General features: G+C 56.7%; 11 protein-coding genes. 3 read left to right on the top strand and 8 right to left on the bottom strand.

From position 1 onward, the window contains the following. The first annotated feature begins 37 nt into the window (after window positions 1-37). Both bfr (IEX44_RS16890) and bfr (IEX44_RS16885) read left to right on the top strand, forming a co-directional pair. Complete coding sequence (gene bfr / locus IEX44_RS16890; RefSeq protein ID WP_188696682.1) at window positions 38-508, top strand: bacterioferritin; 471 nt, start codon at window positions 38-40, stop codon at window positions 506-508. A gap of 11 nt (window positions 509-519) precedes the next feature. After that, entirely contained in the window at window positions 520-1,005 is a 486-nt protein-coding gene (bfr, locus tag IEX44_RS16885) for a bacterioferritin (RefSeq protein ID WP_188696678.1), read from the top strand. Between the two features lie 100 nt (window positions 1,006-1,105). Here the strand turns inward: bfr (IEX44_RS16885) and IEX44_RS16880 are convergent, their stop codons facing one another. Beyond that, complete coding sequence (locus tag IEX44_RS16880) at window positions 1,106-1,315, bottom strand: (2Fe-2S)-binding protein (protein ID WP_188696675.1); 210 nt, start codon at window positions 1,313-1,315, stop codon at window positions 1,106-1,108. 135 nt (window positions 1,316-1,450) lie between these two features. Further along, entirely contained in the window at window positions 1,451-3,934 is a 2,484-nt protein-coding gene (locus IEX44_RS16875) for a two-component system response regulator (RefSeq protein WP_229679248.1), read from the bottom strand. A 242-nt stretch (window positions 3,935-4,176) separates the two neighbouring features. On the opposite strand from IEX44_RS16875, the gene IEX44_RS16870 reads away from it, so the two are divergent. Continuing rightward, window positions 4,177-8,292, top strand: coding sequence for a PAS domain S-box protein (locus tag IEX44_RS16870; RefSeq protein WP_229679247.1), 4,116 nt, complete (start codon window positions 4,177-4,179; stop codon window positions 8,290-8,292). Window positions 8,293-8,378: 86 nt separating this feature from the next. Here the strand turns inward: IEX44_RS16870 and IEX44_RS16865 are convergent, their stop codons facing one another. The 6 genes from IEX44_RS16865 to hflX form a co-directional block, all read right to left on the bottom strand. Beyond that, entirely contained in the window at window positions 8,379-9,674 is a 1,296-nt protein-coding gene (locus IEX44_RS16865) for an adenylosuccinate synthase (protein WP_188696669.1), read from the bottom strand. A gap of 87 nt (window positions 9,675-9,761) precedes the next feature. Next, complete coding sequence (locus tag IEX44_RS16860; protein WP_188696667.1) at window positions 9,762-10,907, bottom strand: ATP phosphoribosyltransferase regulatory subunit; 1,146 nt, start codon at window positions 10,905-10,907, stop codon at window positions 9,762-9,764. A gap of 129 nt (window positions 10,908-11,036) precedes the next feature. Continuing rightward, the gene (locus IEX44_RS16855) at window positions 11,037-11,222 is read right to left on the bottom strand and encodes a DUF2065 domain-containing protein (protein ID WP_229679246.1); all 186 of its coding nucleotides are present in this window, start codon (window positions 11,220-11,222) and stop codon (window positions 11,037-11,039) included. Next, entirely contained in the window at window positions 11,223-12,113 is an 891-nt protein-coding gene (gene hflC, locus IEX44_RS16850) for a protease modulator HflC (protein WP_188696664.1), read from the bottom strand. It lies immediately after the preceding gene. 12 nt (window positions 12,114-12,125) lie between these two features. Then, window positions 12,126-13,310 (bottom strand): FtsH protease activity modulator HflK, encoded by a 1,185-nt coding sequence (gene hflK / locus IEX44_RS16845; protein WP_188696661.1) that lies wholly within the window; start codon window positions 13,308-13,310, stop codon window positions 12,126-12,128. A gap of 9 nt (window positions 13,311-13,319) precedes the next feature. Beyond that, window positions 13,320-14,420, bottom strand: a complete 1,101-nt coding sequence (gene hflX / locus IEX44_RS16840) for a GTPase HflX (RefSeq protein WP_188696658.1) — start codon at window positions 14,418-14,420, stop codon at window positions 13,320-13,322. Between the last annotated feature and the right edge of the window lie 49 nt (window positions 14,421-14,469).

The following is a 14,469-nucleotide window of genomic DNA, read 5'->3' as shown; positions in this document are numbered from 1 at the left end:
GAATATACGGTCAGCCCGACAACAAGAGGAAAGCATCATGCAGGGTAATCCTGATGTGGTGAAAGCGCTGAACACTGTGCTCACCAATGAACTGACCGCCATCAACCAGTATTTCCTGCATGCGCGCATGTACAAAAACTGGGGCTACAAGCGGCTCAACGACCATGTGTATCACGAGTCGATCCACGCCATGAAGCGTGCCGATGAACTGATCGAACGTATTTTGTTTCTGGAAGGCCTGCCCAATCTGCAGCAACTGGGCAAACTGATGATCGGTGAGAACCCGCAGGAGATGCTGTCCTGTGACCTCAAGCTGACCACGGGTTATCTGACCACCCTGCGCGGAGCCATTGAAAACGCCGAGCAGGCCCAGGATTACGTCAGCCGCGACATGCTGACAGAACTGCTGGAAGAAGAAGAAGAGTACGTGGACTGGGTGGAAACCCAGCTGGGCTTGATTCCCGAAGTGGGTCTGGCCAACTACCTGCAATCGCAGATTGGCGATTGAGCGGAGGCACCATGCAAGGCAAGACCAATGTTATCGATGCACTCAATCATCTGCTGGCCGCAGAACTGACGTCCATCGATCAGTATTTCCTGCACAGCCAGATGTACAAGAACTGGGGCTATCACCGCCTGTTCGAGCGCATTGACCATGAACGCCAGGACGAGATCGGCCACGCCACCCGGCTGATGGAACGCATTCTGTTTCTGGAAGGCATGCCCAATGTCGCCGCGCGGACGCGCCTGCGCATCGGTACCGATGTACCTTCCATGCTCAAGAACGACCTCGACACCGAGTACGAAGTCGCCAAGGCATTGAAGGACACCATCGCTCTGTGCGAGCGCGAGCAAGACTACGTAACGCGCGAAATGCTGGTGAGTTTGCTTGATGACACCGAAGTCGATCACGCGCACTGGCTTGAACAGCAATTGTTCTTGCTGGGCACCGTGGGCACGCACAACTATCTGCAATCGCAGATGGGTAGCGGCAGCCCTAGCTGATCAGCTTCGCAGTTTGCTGTGTTGTTAAACGTGACACAAAAGAAACGGCCGGGACAAACCCGGCCGTTTCTTTTGAAATCTGTGCGTTTCAGTGTGGCGATCAGGCCGCCATGGCATCCATTTCTTCCCAGCCACGGATGGCTTCTGCTTCGATTGCATCAAGCATCGTGTCTTTGGCGCAACCAGTACACTGACCGCAGCATGTGCCCGCGCCCGTTGCCATCTGCACTTGCGTAAACGTGCGCATACCTTGTTCGACGGCCTTGTGGATGTCTTTTTCGGTGACTGCGTTACAGATACAGACGTACATCGATGCCCAACCTCGTTACTGATAACTGTTCTCATTATCTAACAAGAACAATTCTCAATCCAGTCACAAAAAGGGGGCGCTGACAAACGGCACATATTCATGACAACAACATGAAAAGATCACCAGAAACCGCGGCTAATTGCCAGAAATAGATCGCGCTACACCCGTCGGTTCAATGAAACTCCACTCCGTGGCGGGCTTGGGCTTGTCGTACAGATAGCCCTGCATGATGTGGCAACCCATACTGGCCAGAATCTCGGCCTGTTCACGCAGTTCAACCCCCTCCGCAACCAGTTCCATACCCAGGGTCTGCCCTAGCGCAATGATGGTCTGGATAATCGCCATATCGCTCTTGTCGTTGAGCATATCGCGCACGAAGGATTGATCAATCTTGAGCGTATCCAGCGGAAAGCGCTTCAGATAAGCCAGGCTGGAATACCCCGTGCCGAAATCATCGAGCGATACATGGACACCGAGCGCCTTCAATTCAATCAAGGTCTCACGGGCGACGTCAGCCTCGCTCATCAGCGTACCCTCGGTGATTTCAAGCTCCAGCATGTCCGGGTTCAGGCCCGTGTGATCCAGCACCTCAGCCACCACCTCCGGAAAATTACCGGCAGCAAACTGGGCGGCCGCAATGTTGACCGACATTTTCAGCGCGTGCCCTTGCTCATGCCAGGCCGCAGCCTGTCTACAGGCAATTTCCAGCACCATTTTGCCTAGCGGCACGATCAAGCCGGTTTCTTCCGCCAGCGGTATAAACCGCCCCGGTGAAAGCAACTCGCCCTCGGTGCTGTACATCCGCACCAGAGCCTCAGCGCCGATGACCCGCCCTTCACGCGCATTGACCTTGCTCTGGTAGAACACTTCAAACCGGTTCTCCTGTAACGCTTCGCGCAAGTGGCGCTCCAGCAAATGCCGGCTGAGCACCAGGTCTTCCAGTTCGGTGGAGAAAAAACGGTAGCGATTGCGCCCGTCCTGCTTGGCACGGTGCATGGCCACGTCTGCATGACGCATCAGCGTTTCTTCATCAGAGCTGTCATCCGGAAACAGGCTGATCCCCACGCTGATTGACAGATCAAACCGGTTGCCATCCAGCTCAAATGGCTCGCTCATGGCAGCCAACAGCTTGGTGGCGACCTCATCGGCCTCGGTAATAGAGCGTAATTCAGGCAACAAAACCACAAATTCGTCCCCACCAAGCCGGCCGATGGTGCCGGTAGCGGAGAGTTCGTTTTCAAGCCTGTGCGCCACCTGCCGCAACAGATCGTCGCCAGCGGTATAGCCAATCGAGTCGTTAACGAACTTGAAGTAGTCCAGATCCAGCAACAGCATGGCAACGTGAGTCTGACTCCAGCGTGCTACCTGCAAGCCGTGAGAAATCCGGTCTTGCAATAGCAGCCGGTTAGGCAAACCAGTCAGTGGATCGTGACTGGCCAGATAGCTCATTTTGATAGCCATGGCCCGCGCTTCGCTGGCATCCCGAAACACAATGATGGCGCCAGAGATCTCACCGGACTGGTTGCGGATCGGCGCGGCGGAGTCCTCCACGGCCGATTGCTGGCCACTGAGCGCCACAAGGTTGCAATTGAGCGCCATGCCGACAATGCGCTCTTCTTTGAGCGCCAGATAGATTGGATTGCGCAGCACGTGGCCGTTGTTGGCGTCACGCAGCTCCATCACGTTGTCGATCGGCTTGCTGATCGCGTCGGACGAATGCCAACCCGTCATTTCCTCGGCAATCGGGTTCATGAAGGTCACCAACCCTTGCTGGTCAGTGGCGATCACCGCATCACCAATGGAGTTGAGGGTAATGCGCATGCGCTCCTTTTCTTCCCACAACGCGCGCTCGGCTGTAATCCGGTCAGTGATGTCTGTCAGCACCATCAACACGCCAGCCACCACCCCCATTTGCCAGTTGGGCACCAGCGTGGTTTGCGCAATGCGGCGCCGGGCTGACGATGGAAACAAGGTCATTTCCACCGAGATCGTGCGACCCTCCATCGCGCCGGTCCAATGCGGCCGCAGCTGCGTCATGGTCTCTTCATTGAGCACGCCATCCAGCGACATGCCCAGCATGCGGGCAGCGGAAATCCCGAACCAGTGTCCCAGCTGATCATTGCAATAACGATTAACGGTATCCGCGCCCCAGAACGCCACAAAGGAAGGCAAATGGTGGACAAGATCAGCCAGATCGCGGCGGGTTTGCGCCAATTCGTCTTTCTGGCGCTTGAGGGTGAGTTGATTCTGGACGCGCAGCCGGCAAATGGGGACATTAATCGGCTTGGTCAGAAAGTCGATACCACCCGCGGCGAGCGATTGCGTTTCGTAAGACGTGCCCTCATGCGCCGTGATGAAAATCACCGCGCACTCGCTGGTGTATGGGTTGGCCTTCAACGCATTACAAACTTCATACCCATCCATTCCCGGCATTTCGATATCAAGAAGAACCAGGTCAGGGCGACTGGAATCGGCGATACGCAATGCGTCCGGGCCATTGGTAGCGAACAGCAGATCAGCCATGCCATACAGTGCATGACTTATCAGCTTGATATTCTCGATTGCGTCGTCAACGATCAGGATGGTTGGTCGGGGCCACTGTTCTTCGACAGCAAACACGTAAGTTTTCTCTCCAGTGCGGCAGTCCGGTTATTGCTTTGCTATACAGTCACTTACTAATGCAATTTTTTTGCTGGTGACTTCTTATTAATTACTGGATAGCACCGATTACAGGGAAGTACAGAATTTTCACCGAGTCGCTTTCATGGTGGTCTAACAGGGCACATCACCGCTCCTGTCAGCTTCACCAGGATAGGCTCAATCAGGAGTGAAAGCGTTTGCAAATCAATAGCCCACGGTGGATGCCCGCAATCATTATTGCGCTGGGCCTCGTGTTGTCTGCCCTGCTCGCTCATCATCAGCAATCAGAAAATGACGCTGCTGCACATCAGCGGTTTTTGTCGCGCTCAAAACGCGCAGTGGAGCAGATCAATACCCAACTGCGTATTTACGAATATGGATTACGCGGTGCGCGCGGTGCGGTATATGGCGCAATGGGCGAAGACCAGGCCGAGGCCCGCTTTGCGCAATATGGCAACTCACTGGATCTGGATACCGAATTCCCCGGATCACGAGGCTACGGTTTTGTACGCAGGGTCAAAGCCGATCAGGAATCTATTTTTGTTATCAACCATCGCGCCAACGGCCAGCCGGATTTTCATATCTTTCAGATGCAACCTCATCAGGGCGACAAATATGTAGTGGAATATTTTGTGCCGCAGGTGGTGGCCAACCGGGTGGTCGGGCTTGATCTGGCCTCCGAACCCAGCCGCTTGAGGGCATTGCAAGAATCCATCGCCACCGGGCAAGCCACGCTGACCCGGCCCATCGGGCTCACTTTGCCCAAGGGCGAACCCAACCTGGGATTTTTACTGGTGATGCCGGTTTACCGGGAAGGCGCCCTGCCCGCAAATCCGGCGGATCGGGAAGATGCCACCCTGGGTTGGGTGTATACGCCTTTGGTGGTCAGCGAAGTAATGAAACACTTCGATTACCGCGATGGCGAGATCACAGTCAAGTTGTCTTCGCTAGACAGCGATGACAAGAACACCACCTTTTTCGCATCGCCGCTGAGCGATCACAAGCCGGAAGCAGGCTTCGTCTACGAGGCAGACATTCATCGCTATGGCCAGGTGTGGCACGCGCAAATTGCCGCGTTGCCCAAATTTGTGGATGACCTTAATTTGTTGTCCCCACTGGAGCCGGCATTGATTGTGCTGGCCTGCGCCATGTTGCTGGCGGGCGTGATCTACTTGTATTCGATCAACGTGGAGCGCCGCCTTAAAGCAATGGTTGACCAGGCGCGGCTGGCTGCGATTGTGGAAGGATCCAACGATGCCATTGTCAGCAAGACACTGGAAGGCGTGGTCGTGACGTGGAACCCCGCTGCCGAGCGCATGTTTGGTTACAGTGCCGCAGAGGCCGTGGGCCACACCATTCGCGAACTGGTGATTCCGGAAGACCGGAGCAGCGAAGAAGCCGACATTCTGCAGCGTGTGGGCCAGGGCGAAATCGTGCCCCACTTTGAAACCGTGCGCAAACGCAAAGATGGCAGTACCGTCGCCGTGTCGGTCACCGTATCCCCCATTCGCGGTGCGAACGGGCAAATTGACGGTGCCGCCAAAATCGTGCGCGATATCAGTCAACAAAAAGAGGCTGAGGCGCAAATCCTCAAACTCAATGCCACGCTGGAACAACAAGTCCAGGACCGTACCGCGCAAATCCAGGCATTTTCTGCCTTGCAGGCCGCCATTCTGGAAAGCGCTGGCTATTCGATTATCGCCACAGACTCAGACGGCGTCATCAAGCTGTTCAACCCTGCAGCCGAGCGTTTGCTGGGTTACCGGGCCGATGAAATGATTGACTTGCAAACGCCAGGCGTCCTGCACGATACGCTTGAGGTTGAACGCCGCGCACGGGAACTGACCGATGAACTGGGTTATCTGGTCGAGCCGGGCTTTGAGGCCTTCGCGGCTAAATCCCGCCTGGGCAAGCCAGACGCCAACGAGTGGAACTACGTTCGTAAAGATGGCAGCCGTGTCCCGGTGCTGCTGACGGTGAGTAGTTTGCGTGACTCTGATGGCCAGGTGTTTGGTTTCCTCGGTATTGCGATGGATCTGACCCTGCACAAACGTGATGAAGCCGTGCTGCGCCAGGCCAAAGAGAGTGCCGAGTCAGCCACACGTGCCAAGTCGGACTTCCTTGCCAACATGAGCCATGAAATCCGCACGCCGATGAATGCCATCCTGGGCATGCTGCAACTGCTGCAACAGACTGAACTGACCAGCCGCCAGCATGATTACACCGAGAAAGCCGAATCCTCGGCCAAGGCATTGTTGGGTTTGCTGAACGATATTCTCGATTTTTCCAAGGTAGAAGCAGGCAAGCTGGAACTGGACCCGCATCCATTCATGCTGGACAAGTTGCTGAAGGATATCGGGGTCATTTTGTCCGCGAGCGTGGGCAAGAAAAACATCGAGATCCTGTTTGATATCGATCCTGCCATCCCGGAACTGGTCATTGGCGATGCCTTGCGACTGCAACAAGTGTTGATCAACCTCTCCGGCAATGCCATCAAGTTCACAGAGCACGGCGAAGTTGTCCTGTCAGCGCGCCTCAAACGCCGGCGTGATGATCTGCTCACGCTTGATTTCTCTGTGCGTGACACGGGTATTGGCATGACCCCGGACCAACTCACTCACATTTTTGAGGGTTTCTCTCAGGCAGAAGTCTCAACAACCCGTCGTTTTGGTGGCACCGGACTGGGCTTGGCGATTAGCCAGCGTCTGGTCCGTTTGATGGGCGGACAACTGGCCGTGGAGAGCACCGCGGGCAAAGGCAGCGATTTCCATTTCGAAATCACGCTGAAGGCGACTGGAGAGGAAGTCTCGCTGGAAGACAGCCTGCCCGCACTGGCCAACCTGCGCGGGGTACGTGCCCTTGTGATTGATGACAATGCCAGTGCGCGTGAGGTGATCTCGCGCATGGTCGACTCACTGGGTTGGCGTGCGGATCTGGCTGCATCCGGCCTCGAAGCACTCGACCTGCTCAAGCAAAGTATTGAGCGTGGCCGCAGTTACGATGTGATCTTTGTGGATTGGGCCATGCCGGAAATGGATGGCTGGCAAACCGCAGAGCGCATCCGCGCCATCGCACCACCGGGCACCAGCCCGCTGATCGTCATGGTCACCGCCCACGGCCGTGAGATGCTGGCGCAACGACTGGCCAGCGAACAAGCGCTGCTGGATGGTTTTCTGGTCAAGCCCATTACCATCTCCACCCTGTTTGATGCCGTGGCTGACGCGCGGGCCAACCAGAACCCGGCCAATATCCCGACGCGCAAGTCCGGCGCGGGCCCACGCTTGACCGGTTTACGTCTGTTGTTGGTAGAAGACAACCCGACCAACCAGCAAGTAGCGAGAGAGTTGCTGAAGAACGAAGGCGCGCAGGTGGATGTCGCAGGTGGTGGCATTGAGGGTGTGACCGCAATACAAAACGCGCAGCCACAATACGATGCCGTGCTGATGGACATCCAGATGCCAGACATGGATGGCTATACCGCGACGCGTGAAATTCGCCACAAGCTGGGTCTGCGCGAATTGCCCATTATCGCGATGACCGCCAATGCCATGGCCAGTGACCGCCAGGCATGCCTGGATGCGGGCATGAATGATCATGTCGGCAAACCGTTTGATCTGAACCAGCTGGTTGCAGTGATTCGCCAGTTCACACGGCACACAAGCGCTGAGCCCGCGCTCCAGCCGCCACCGGCCCAAGTCCGCACGGGCGGTGTGATTCCACCTGCGGCCCTCAAACTGGCCGGAGAGCGTGGACTGGATATCGCCGCGGCGCTGGCGCGACTGGGTGGCGATCTGCCCTTGTTTGAATGGGCGCTGGGGAGCTTTTTGAGCACCAGCGTACAAATGAGTGAACAACTGGCGCAGTGGTGGCCGGGAAGCCCACAGGATGCATTGGCACGTCTTCTGCACACCTTGAAGGGCACGGCCGGGACGGTCGGCGCAACGGATCTGGCCTTGCAGGTTCGTCAGGTGGAAGGTGACGTGCGTGAGGGGCTGGATGACAAAATGCTGGGAGAAAAGCTGGCGCAGATCAATGCGGCGCTGGAAGAAACCTGCGGCAACGTCAAAGCCTTGCAGGCGATCCTGCAGGAAGCCAATGGCGAGAATTCAAACGCTGGTGCCGCCCCGGACTCAGCTCTGGCCAGCGATCTTGAAACCCTGTCGCAATTGCTGGCGTCTGCCAATATGGAGGCGATGCGTGTGTTTGATCAGCTCAAAGCCGGCTTGAACGCAGCCTATCCTGATCAGGGCGCAAAAATCAGCGATGCCATTAACCAGCTGGACTTTCAACGGGCGCGGGCGCAGTGCGAGGCATTGCTGGCACAACTGCGCAGCTGAAACCATCTGATTGAAGACCTCGTTGCCCGTGTCAGGCAGAAAGAAAAAGCCCCGCATTGCGGGGCTTTTTTTGAGGCTTCGGCCGATCAAGCGCCGAACGGGTGACGCATCACGATGGTTTCTTCGCGATCCGGACCGGTCGAGATGATATCGACCGGAGCTTCGCACACTTCTTCCACACGCTTGAGGTAAGCGCGGGCGTTGGCCGGCAGGTCTTCGAAACGCTTGATCCCGAAGGTGGACTCGCTCCAGCCCGGCATTTCTTCGTACACCGGTTCGCAACGGGCAATTTCTTCTGCACCAATGGGCAGGATATCGACGACCTTACCGTCAATCTTGTAACCGGTACACAGATTGATGGTTTCGATGCCATCCATGACATCCAGCTTGGTCACACACAGACCCGACACACCGTTGATCTGGATGGAACGCTTGAGTGCAGCCGCATCAAACCAGCCGCAACGACGCGGGCGGCCTGTCACGGAACCGAACTCGTTACCACGCTTGGCCAGACCGGCACCGACTTCGTCAAAGAGTTCAGTCGGGAAAGGGCCGGAACCCACGCGGGTGGTATAAGCCTTCACGATGCCCAGCACATAATGCAGCATCTGTGGCGCCACGCCAGCGCCCGGGGCAGCTGCACCGGCCACACAGTTGGAGGAAGTCACGTACGGATAAGTGCCGTGGTCCACATCCAGCAAAGTGCCTTGCGCGCCTTCGAACAGCAGCGATTTGCCTTCTTTGTTCAGATCGTACAGCGTACGGGAGACGTCGGACACCATCGGTCGAATGCGTTCGACAAATGCCAGAGTCTGGTCATATACGGTCTGGAAATCCAGCGCGGGAGCCTTGAAGTACTGGGTCAACAGGAAGTTGTAGTACTCCAGGTTTTCCTTGAGTTTGGCGGCAAAACGTTCCGGATGAAACAAGTCCTGCACGCGAATGGCGCGACGGGCGACTTTGTCTTCATAGGCCGGGCCAATACCACGACCAGTGGTCCCAATCTTGGCTTCACCCTTGGCGGCTTCACGCGCCTGATCCAGTGCAACGTGATACGGCAGGATCAACGGGCAGGCTTCGGAAATGCGCAGACGGCTGGCGACGTCGATACCGGCAGCGTCCAGTTCGTCGATTTCCTTGAGCAAGGCTTCGGGGGAAATCACAACGCCATTGCCAATGAAGCAATCCTTGCCCGGATGCAGAATGCCGGACGGAATCAGACGCAACACCGTCTTTTTGCCGCCTACTACCAGCGTATGGCCCGCATTGTGGCCACCCTGGAAGCGGACAACGCCCTGGGCGTGATCGGTCAGCCAGTCGACGATCTTGCCCTTGCCCTCGTCACCCCATTGGGTACCGACCACGACTACGTTTCTGCTCATTCAGAACCTCGATTTAACCAGATAGAACAATCATTTACATTCAGGCAGCCCGCTTTTTAGCAGACTCCCTGGCGAAAAGCCCGCGTATCAGACAAGCGGATCAACCTGCCACTGGCCGCCCTTAAGCACCAGACGGCGGTTGACGGCGACTTCTTCGGGCTTGACGCCCAGATCAACAATCACGGTTTCACCGGCGTCGCGCAGACGGCGCACGGCAGCAATCAGTTCAGCATCGTCACCAGCTGGCGCCAGAATGGCGGCACCTTGCTCCGGGAACGGTAACCGGCTCAGTTCACGCATATCCAGACTGAACCCGGTGGCCGGGCGCGAACGACCAAAACGCTCGCCCACGCTGTCATAGCGGCCGCCACGCGCGACTGCGTTAGCAAAACCATCAGCGTAAGCGGCGAACACCAGGCCTGTGTGGTAGTCACTGCTGCGCACCTCGGCCAGATCAAAGCGCACTGCAATACCTCGTGCCTTGAGTGCAGCAAACAGCGTTTCCAGCGCGTTCAAGGCTGCGGTCACGCCCGGCAGCGCCGGCAACGCGGCGCGCGCACGTGCCAATACATCGTAGCCACCGTACAGCGTGGGCAATGCTTGCAGTCCAGCGGCAAGCGCTGGATCCAGCGCTACTGACAACTCGCGCAACGTTGGCAAGTCTTTTTGCTGGAGTGCATGGAAAGTCTGGTCGCGCAGATCGCCCTTCAGGCCTGCCGCATCCGCCAGCGCATGGAACAAACCAATGTGCCCCACGTCCAGACGTGCCGTTTTGAGCCCGCCGAACGCAAGGCTCTCAAACATCAGTTCAATGACTTCCACATCAGCAGCAACATCAGCACAGCCATAGATTTCGGCACCAATCTGACGTGGCTCACGCGTGGATAGAATGCCGTCCGGACGCGTGCTGACCACAGAGCCGGAATAGCACAGGCGTGCCACGCCCTGACGATTGAGGATATGTGCGTCAATTCGCGCAACCTGCGGCGTGATATCGGCACGCAGCCCCATTTGCCGGCCGGTCATTTCGTCGACCAGCTTGAATGTCTTCAGATCCAGTGCAGGATCATCATGCAGGAACAAGGATTCAACATATTCGACCAGCGGCGGCATGACCAGCTCGTAGCCGTAGCGGGAAAAAAGATCGAGCAAACCACGGCGCATCGCCTCAATCTGGCGAGCCTCGCGGGGCAGCACATCGGAAATGTATTCCGGCAGAATCCAGTTACGCATTTTCAAACCAGGAGTGTTGCAGATTCTCAAAAATCCGCTTAACAGAAAATCCAGACAAATCAAGGCCCTGGCGCGCTGAACGCACCGGGGCCGTGATTTTCGTATCGTATTATCTCATGAATGCCGCTGTTAGCGGGCAAGAACCGCCACAAGGGCAGCGCCCAAAAGCAGCAACAGTCCAAACAAGCGGACTTGCAAATCATGCATTTGCGCGATCCAGGTCACGGTTTTGCGCCATGTTCCCGGAAACGCAAACGGCATCAGACCCTCCAGAACCAGCACCATTGCTAGCGCCTGCCAGAGGGTCGGTGTCACTTATTTGCCTGCTTTGCCAGTAGCACCCACGCCCGGATTTTTCATGTACTTGAAGAAATCAGAACTCGGGTCAACCACCATCATGTCAGACTTTTTGCTGAAGCTTTGTTTGTAGGCTTCGAGACTGCGGTAGAACGAATAGAACTCAGGATTCTTGCCGTAGGCATCCGCATAAATAGCCGCGGCCTTGGCATCCCCTTCGCCCTTGAGCGCTTGCGCCTTGCTGTAGGCGTCGGCCAGCAGCACTTCGCGCTGGCGATCTGCATCCGCCTTGATCTGCTCGGCTGCCGCCGCACCTTCGGCACGCAACTGATTGGCCACGGCCTTACGCTCAGACTGCATGCGTTCGTACACCGAGTTCAGCGTGCTGTCTTCCAGTTCGACACGTTTGATCCGGACATCCACCACGCGCACCCCAATACGAGCCGCGTCCGCATCGGCAACCTGCTGTACGCGTGCCATCACGGCGTCACGCTGGCCAGAGATCACATCCTGTACCGTGCGCTTGCCGAATTCGTCACGCAACATGTTGTTAACCGTATTGCGCAGACGGTCGCGGGCCTTGCTTTCGTCCAGCCCTACCGCGCGGTAGTAACGCTCAACGTCAACGATTTGCCACTTGATATAGCTATCAACCTTGACGTTCATCTTCTCGATGGTCTGAATACGTGCAGGTTCAGCTTCATCAATACTCTGAATGCGGCGATCAAAGTAACGCACGTCTTGCAACAGCGGCACTTTGAAGAAAATGCCGGGCTCCTTGAGCACGCGCTTGAATTCCGAGAACTGGAACACAACAGCGTACTGACGCTGGTCCACCGTGAAGAGCGCCAGGCTCAACACAAAAAGTACGACAAGAATGACCGCGAGGGTCGGAATAATTCGATTCATGACCTCTCCCTGTTAACGTCCGTCACGCCCGCCACGGTCTGACGCCGTGACGGCCGGCGTTGCGGCCGGAGAAGCGTCTGCCGTGGTATCAGCCGATACAGCCGGCTTGGCCACATCCGCAGACGGAGCGGGATTGGTCGACTGAATCAGCTTATCCAGCGGCAGGTACAACAGGCTGCCGTTGCTCTTCTGATCCACCAGAATTTTGGTGGTGTTCTGGAACATTTGCTGCATGGCGTCCAGATACATCCGTTCACGTGTGACCTGCGGCGCTTTGGCGTACTCGGTGGCCACCTGTTTGAAGCGGGACGCATCGCCTTCTGCCTGCGATACCACGCGCTGCCGATAACCCTGAGCCTCTTCCATCAAGCGTGCCGCCGTACCACTGGCCTTGGGTACCACGTCATTGGCATACGCTGTACCTTCGTTGATCAGACGGGCCCGATCCTGCCGCGCCTTCACGGCATCAGCAAACGCGGTTTGCACTTGTTCCGGTGGTTGCACGTCGGAGATGTTCACCCGGGCCACAGTAATCCCGGTGCCATAGCGGTCCAGCAGATTCTGGATCAGGTCACGTGTGTCTTCCGCAATCTTGCCGCGGCCTTCATTCAGCACGTAATCCACCTTGTTCTGGCCGACCACTTCACGAATTGCTGTTTCTGCAGCCTGCTTGACCATATCCTTGCCGTCGCGATCAACAAACCGGTTGCTGAAAGCAAAGTCTTGCGCGGACTTGAGCGTGTATTGCACTTCAAGTTGCACCTGCAGGATGTTCTGGTCGCCCGTCAGCATGATCGACTCATCACTGCCGTTGTCGCCGCGTCCACCCACTTCCAGACTGCGGATCTCAGTGACATTGATCAGTTCACGCGTCTCGATCGGCCATGGGTAATGCCACTTCAGACCTGACTTGTTGACGGTTTCGACATAGCGGCCAAAACGCAGGATCAGCGCATTCTCACGCTCATCAACCACGTAAAAACCGGAGGCCAGCCACAGCACAGCCACAATGCCGACAATGGCCACTACGCCGGTGCTACCACCAGGAATGCCACTGCGCCCACCCGGCTGGGAAGGAGGCCGGTTACCGCCCCCAAAGAAACGGGCCAGCTTGTTGGTGAAGTTACGGATGATTTCGTCCAGATCGGGCGGGCCGTCCTTGCGACCACCACCCCACTGCGGATCGTTTTGACTCATGGGATCTTGTTATTCCTCGACGGGTTGACTCATTGCATCGACCAGCGCGCCCCGCAGCAAATCGAGCCCTTCCCCCTGCGCGGCGCTTACACGAACCGCACGGATTTTATCATACTCGTCATGCTCGACTGCTGGCGCAAGCCCTTTCAGGTCGATCTTGTTCCAGACCATCAACTGCTCAATGTGTTCCGCACCCACTTCATTTAAAACTTTGTTGACTTCTTCCACCTGCATATCGCGCAGCGGATGATTCACGTCAACGACATGCAACAACAAGTCAGCATGCAACGTTTCTTCCAGCGTAGCGCGAAATGCAGCCACCAGAGTATGTGGCAACTGGCGGATAAAGCCGACCGTATCAGAAATGACCACTGAGTGATCCTGATCCAGGAACAGCTTGCGTGACGTCGTATCCAGCGTGGCAAACAGTTGGTTGGCCGCATAAATGTTGGCCTTGGTCAGCGCATTGAAAAGCGTCGACTTACCTGCATTGGTATAGCCCACAATCGACACGGAGAACTCGTTGCGACGCTCACGCGCCCGGCGTTGTGTCTTGCGCTGCTTTTGCACCGTTTCCAGTTGCGTTTTAAGGCGTTTGACACGAATCCCGAGCAGTCGACGGTCGGTTTCCAGCTGCGTCTCACCCGGACCACGCAAGCCCACCCCACCCTTTTGCCGCTCAAGGTGAGTCCAGCCGCGCACAAGGCGCGTGGACATGTGCGACAACTGAGCCAGTTCCACCTGCAACTTGCCTTCTGCAGTGCGAGCGCGCTGGGCAAAGATATCCAAAATCAGCGTGGTGCGATCGACCACCCGACACTGCATGGCTTTTTCCAGATTGCGTTCCTGCGCTGGCGAAAGCTGGTGGTTGAAAATCACCACCTCAGCCTCATTGGCGCGCACTGCCTCGGCGATCTCTTCAACTTTACCGGTACCGGCAAAGAAAGCGGGATCAGGCTTGCGACGACTACCCTCGACCATGGCAACCGGCGTCACACCAGCAGATTCAACCAGCTGTACGAATTCTTCCTGACCATCGCGATAGTCCGGTTCGTTGAAATCAAGACAGACCAGAACCGCACGGTCCCCGCCTTTGTGGCGTTCAAACATAAATTTTCTGGATAACCGGAACGAAGATGAGAAACAGGCGCTGATGACG

This window comes from Silvimonas amylolytica, assembly GCF_014645555.1.
GTDB lineage: Bacteria > Pseudomonadota > Gammaproteobacteria > Burkholderiales > Chitinibacteraceae > Silvimonas > Silvimonas amylolytica.
This window is presented reverse-complemented; position numbering and strand designations above follow the sequence as displayed.

Excerpts from the sequence above, each read along its gene's own strand:
- bfr (WP_188696682.1), top strand. The coding sequence starts at position 38 with ATGCAGGGTAATCCTGATGTGGTGAAAGCGCTGAACACTGTGCTCACC.
- bfr (WP_188696678.1), top strand. The coding sequence starts at position 520 with ATGCAAGGCAAGACCAATGTTATCGATGCACTCAATCATCTGCTGGCC.
- IEX44_RS16880 (WP_188696675.1), bottom strand. The coding sequence starts at position 1,315 with ATGTACGTCTGTATCTGTAACGCAGTCACCGAAAAAGACATCCACAAG.
- IEX44_RS16870 (WP_229679247.1), top strand. The coding sequence starts at position 4,177 with ATGCCCGCAATCATTATTGCGCTGGGCCTCGTGTTGTCTGCCCTGCTC.
- IEX44_RS16865 (WP_188696669.1), bottom strand. The coding sequence starts at position 9,674 with ATGAGCAGAAACGTAGTCGTGGTCGGTACCCAATGGGGTGACGAGGGC.
- IEX44_RS16860 (WP_188696667.1), bottom strand. The coding sequence starts at position 10,907 with ATGCGTAACTGGATTCTGCCGGAATACATTTCCGATGTGCTGCCCCGC.
- hflC (WP_188696664.1), bottom strand. The coding sequence starts at position 12,113 with ATGAATCGAATTATTCCGACCCTCGCGGTCATTCTTGTCGTACTTTTT.
- hflK (WP_188696661.1), bottom strand. The coding sequence starts at position 13,310 with ATGAGTCAAAACGATCCGCAGTGGGGTGGTGGTCGCAAGGACGGCCCG.
- hflX (WP_188696658.1), bottom strand. The coding sequence starts at position 14,420 with ATGTTTGAACGCCACAAAGGCGGGGACCGTGCGGTTCTGGTCTGTCTT.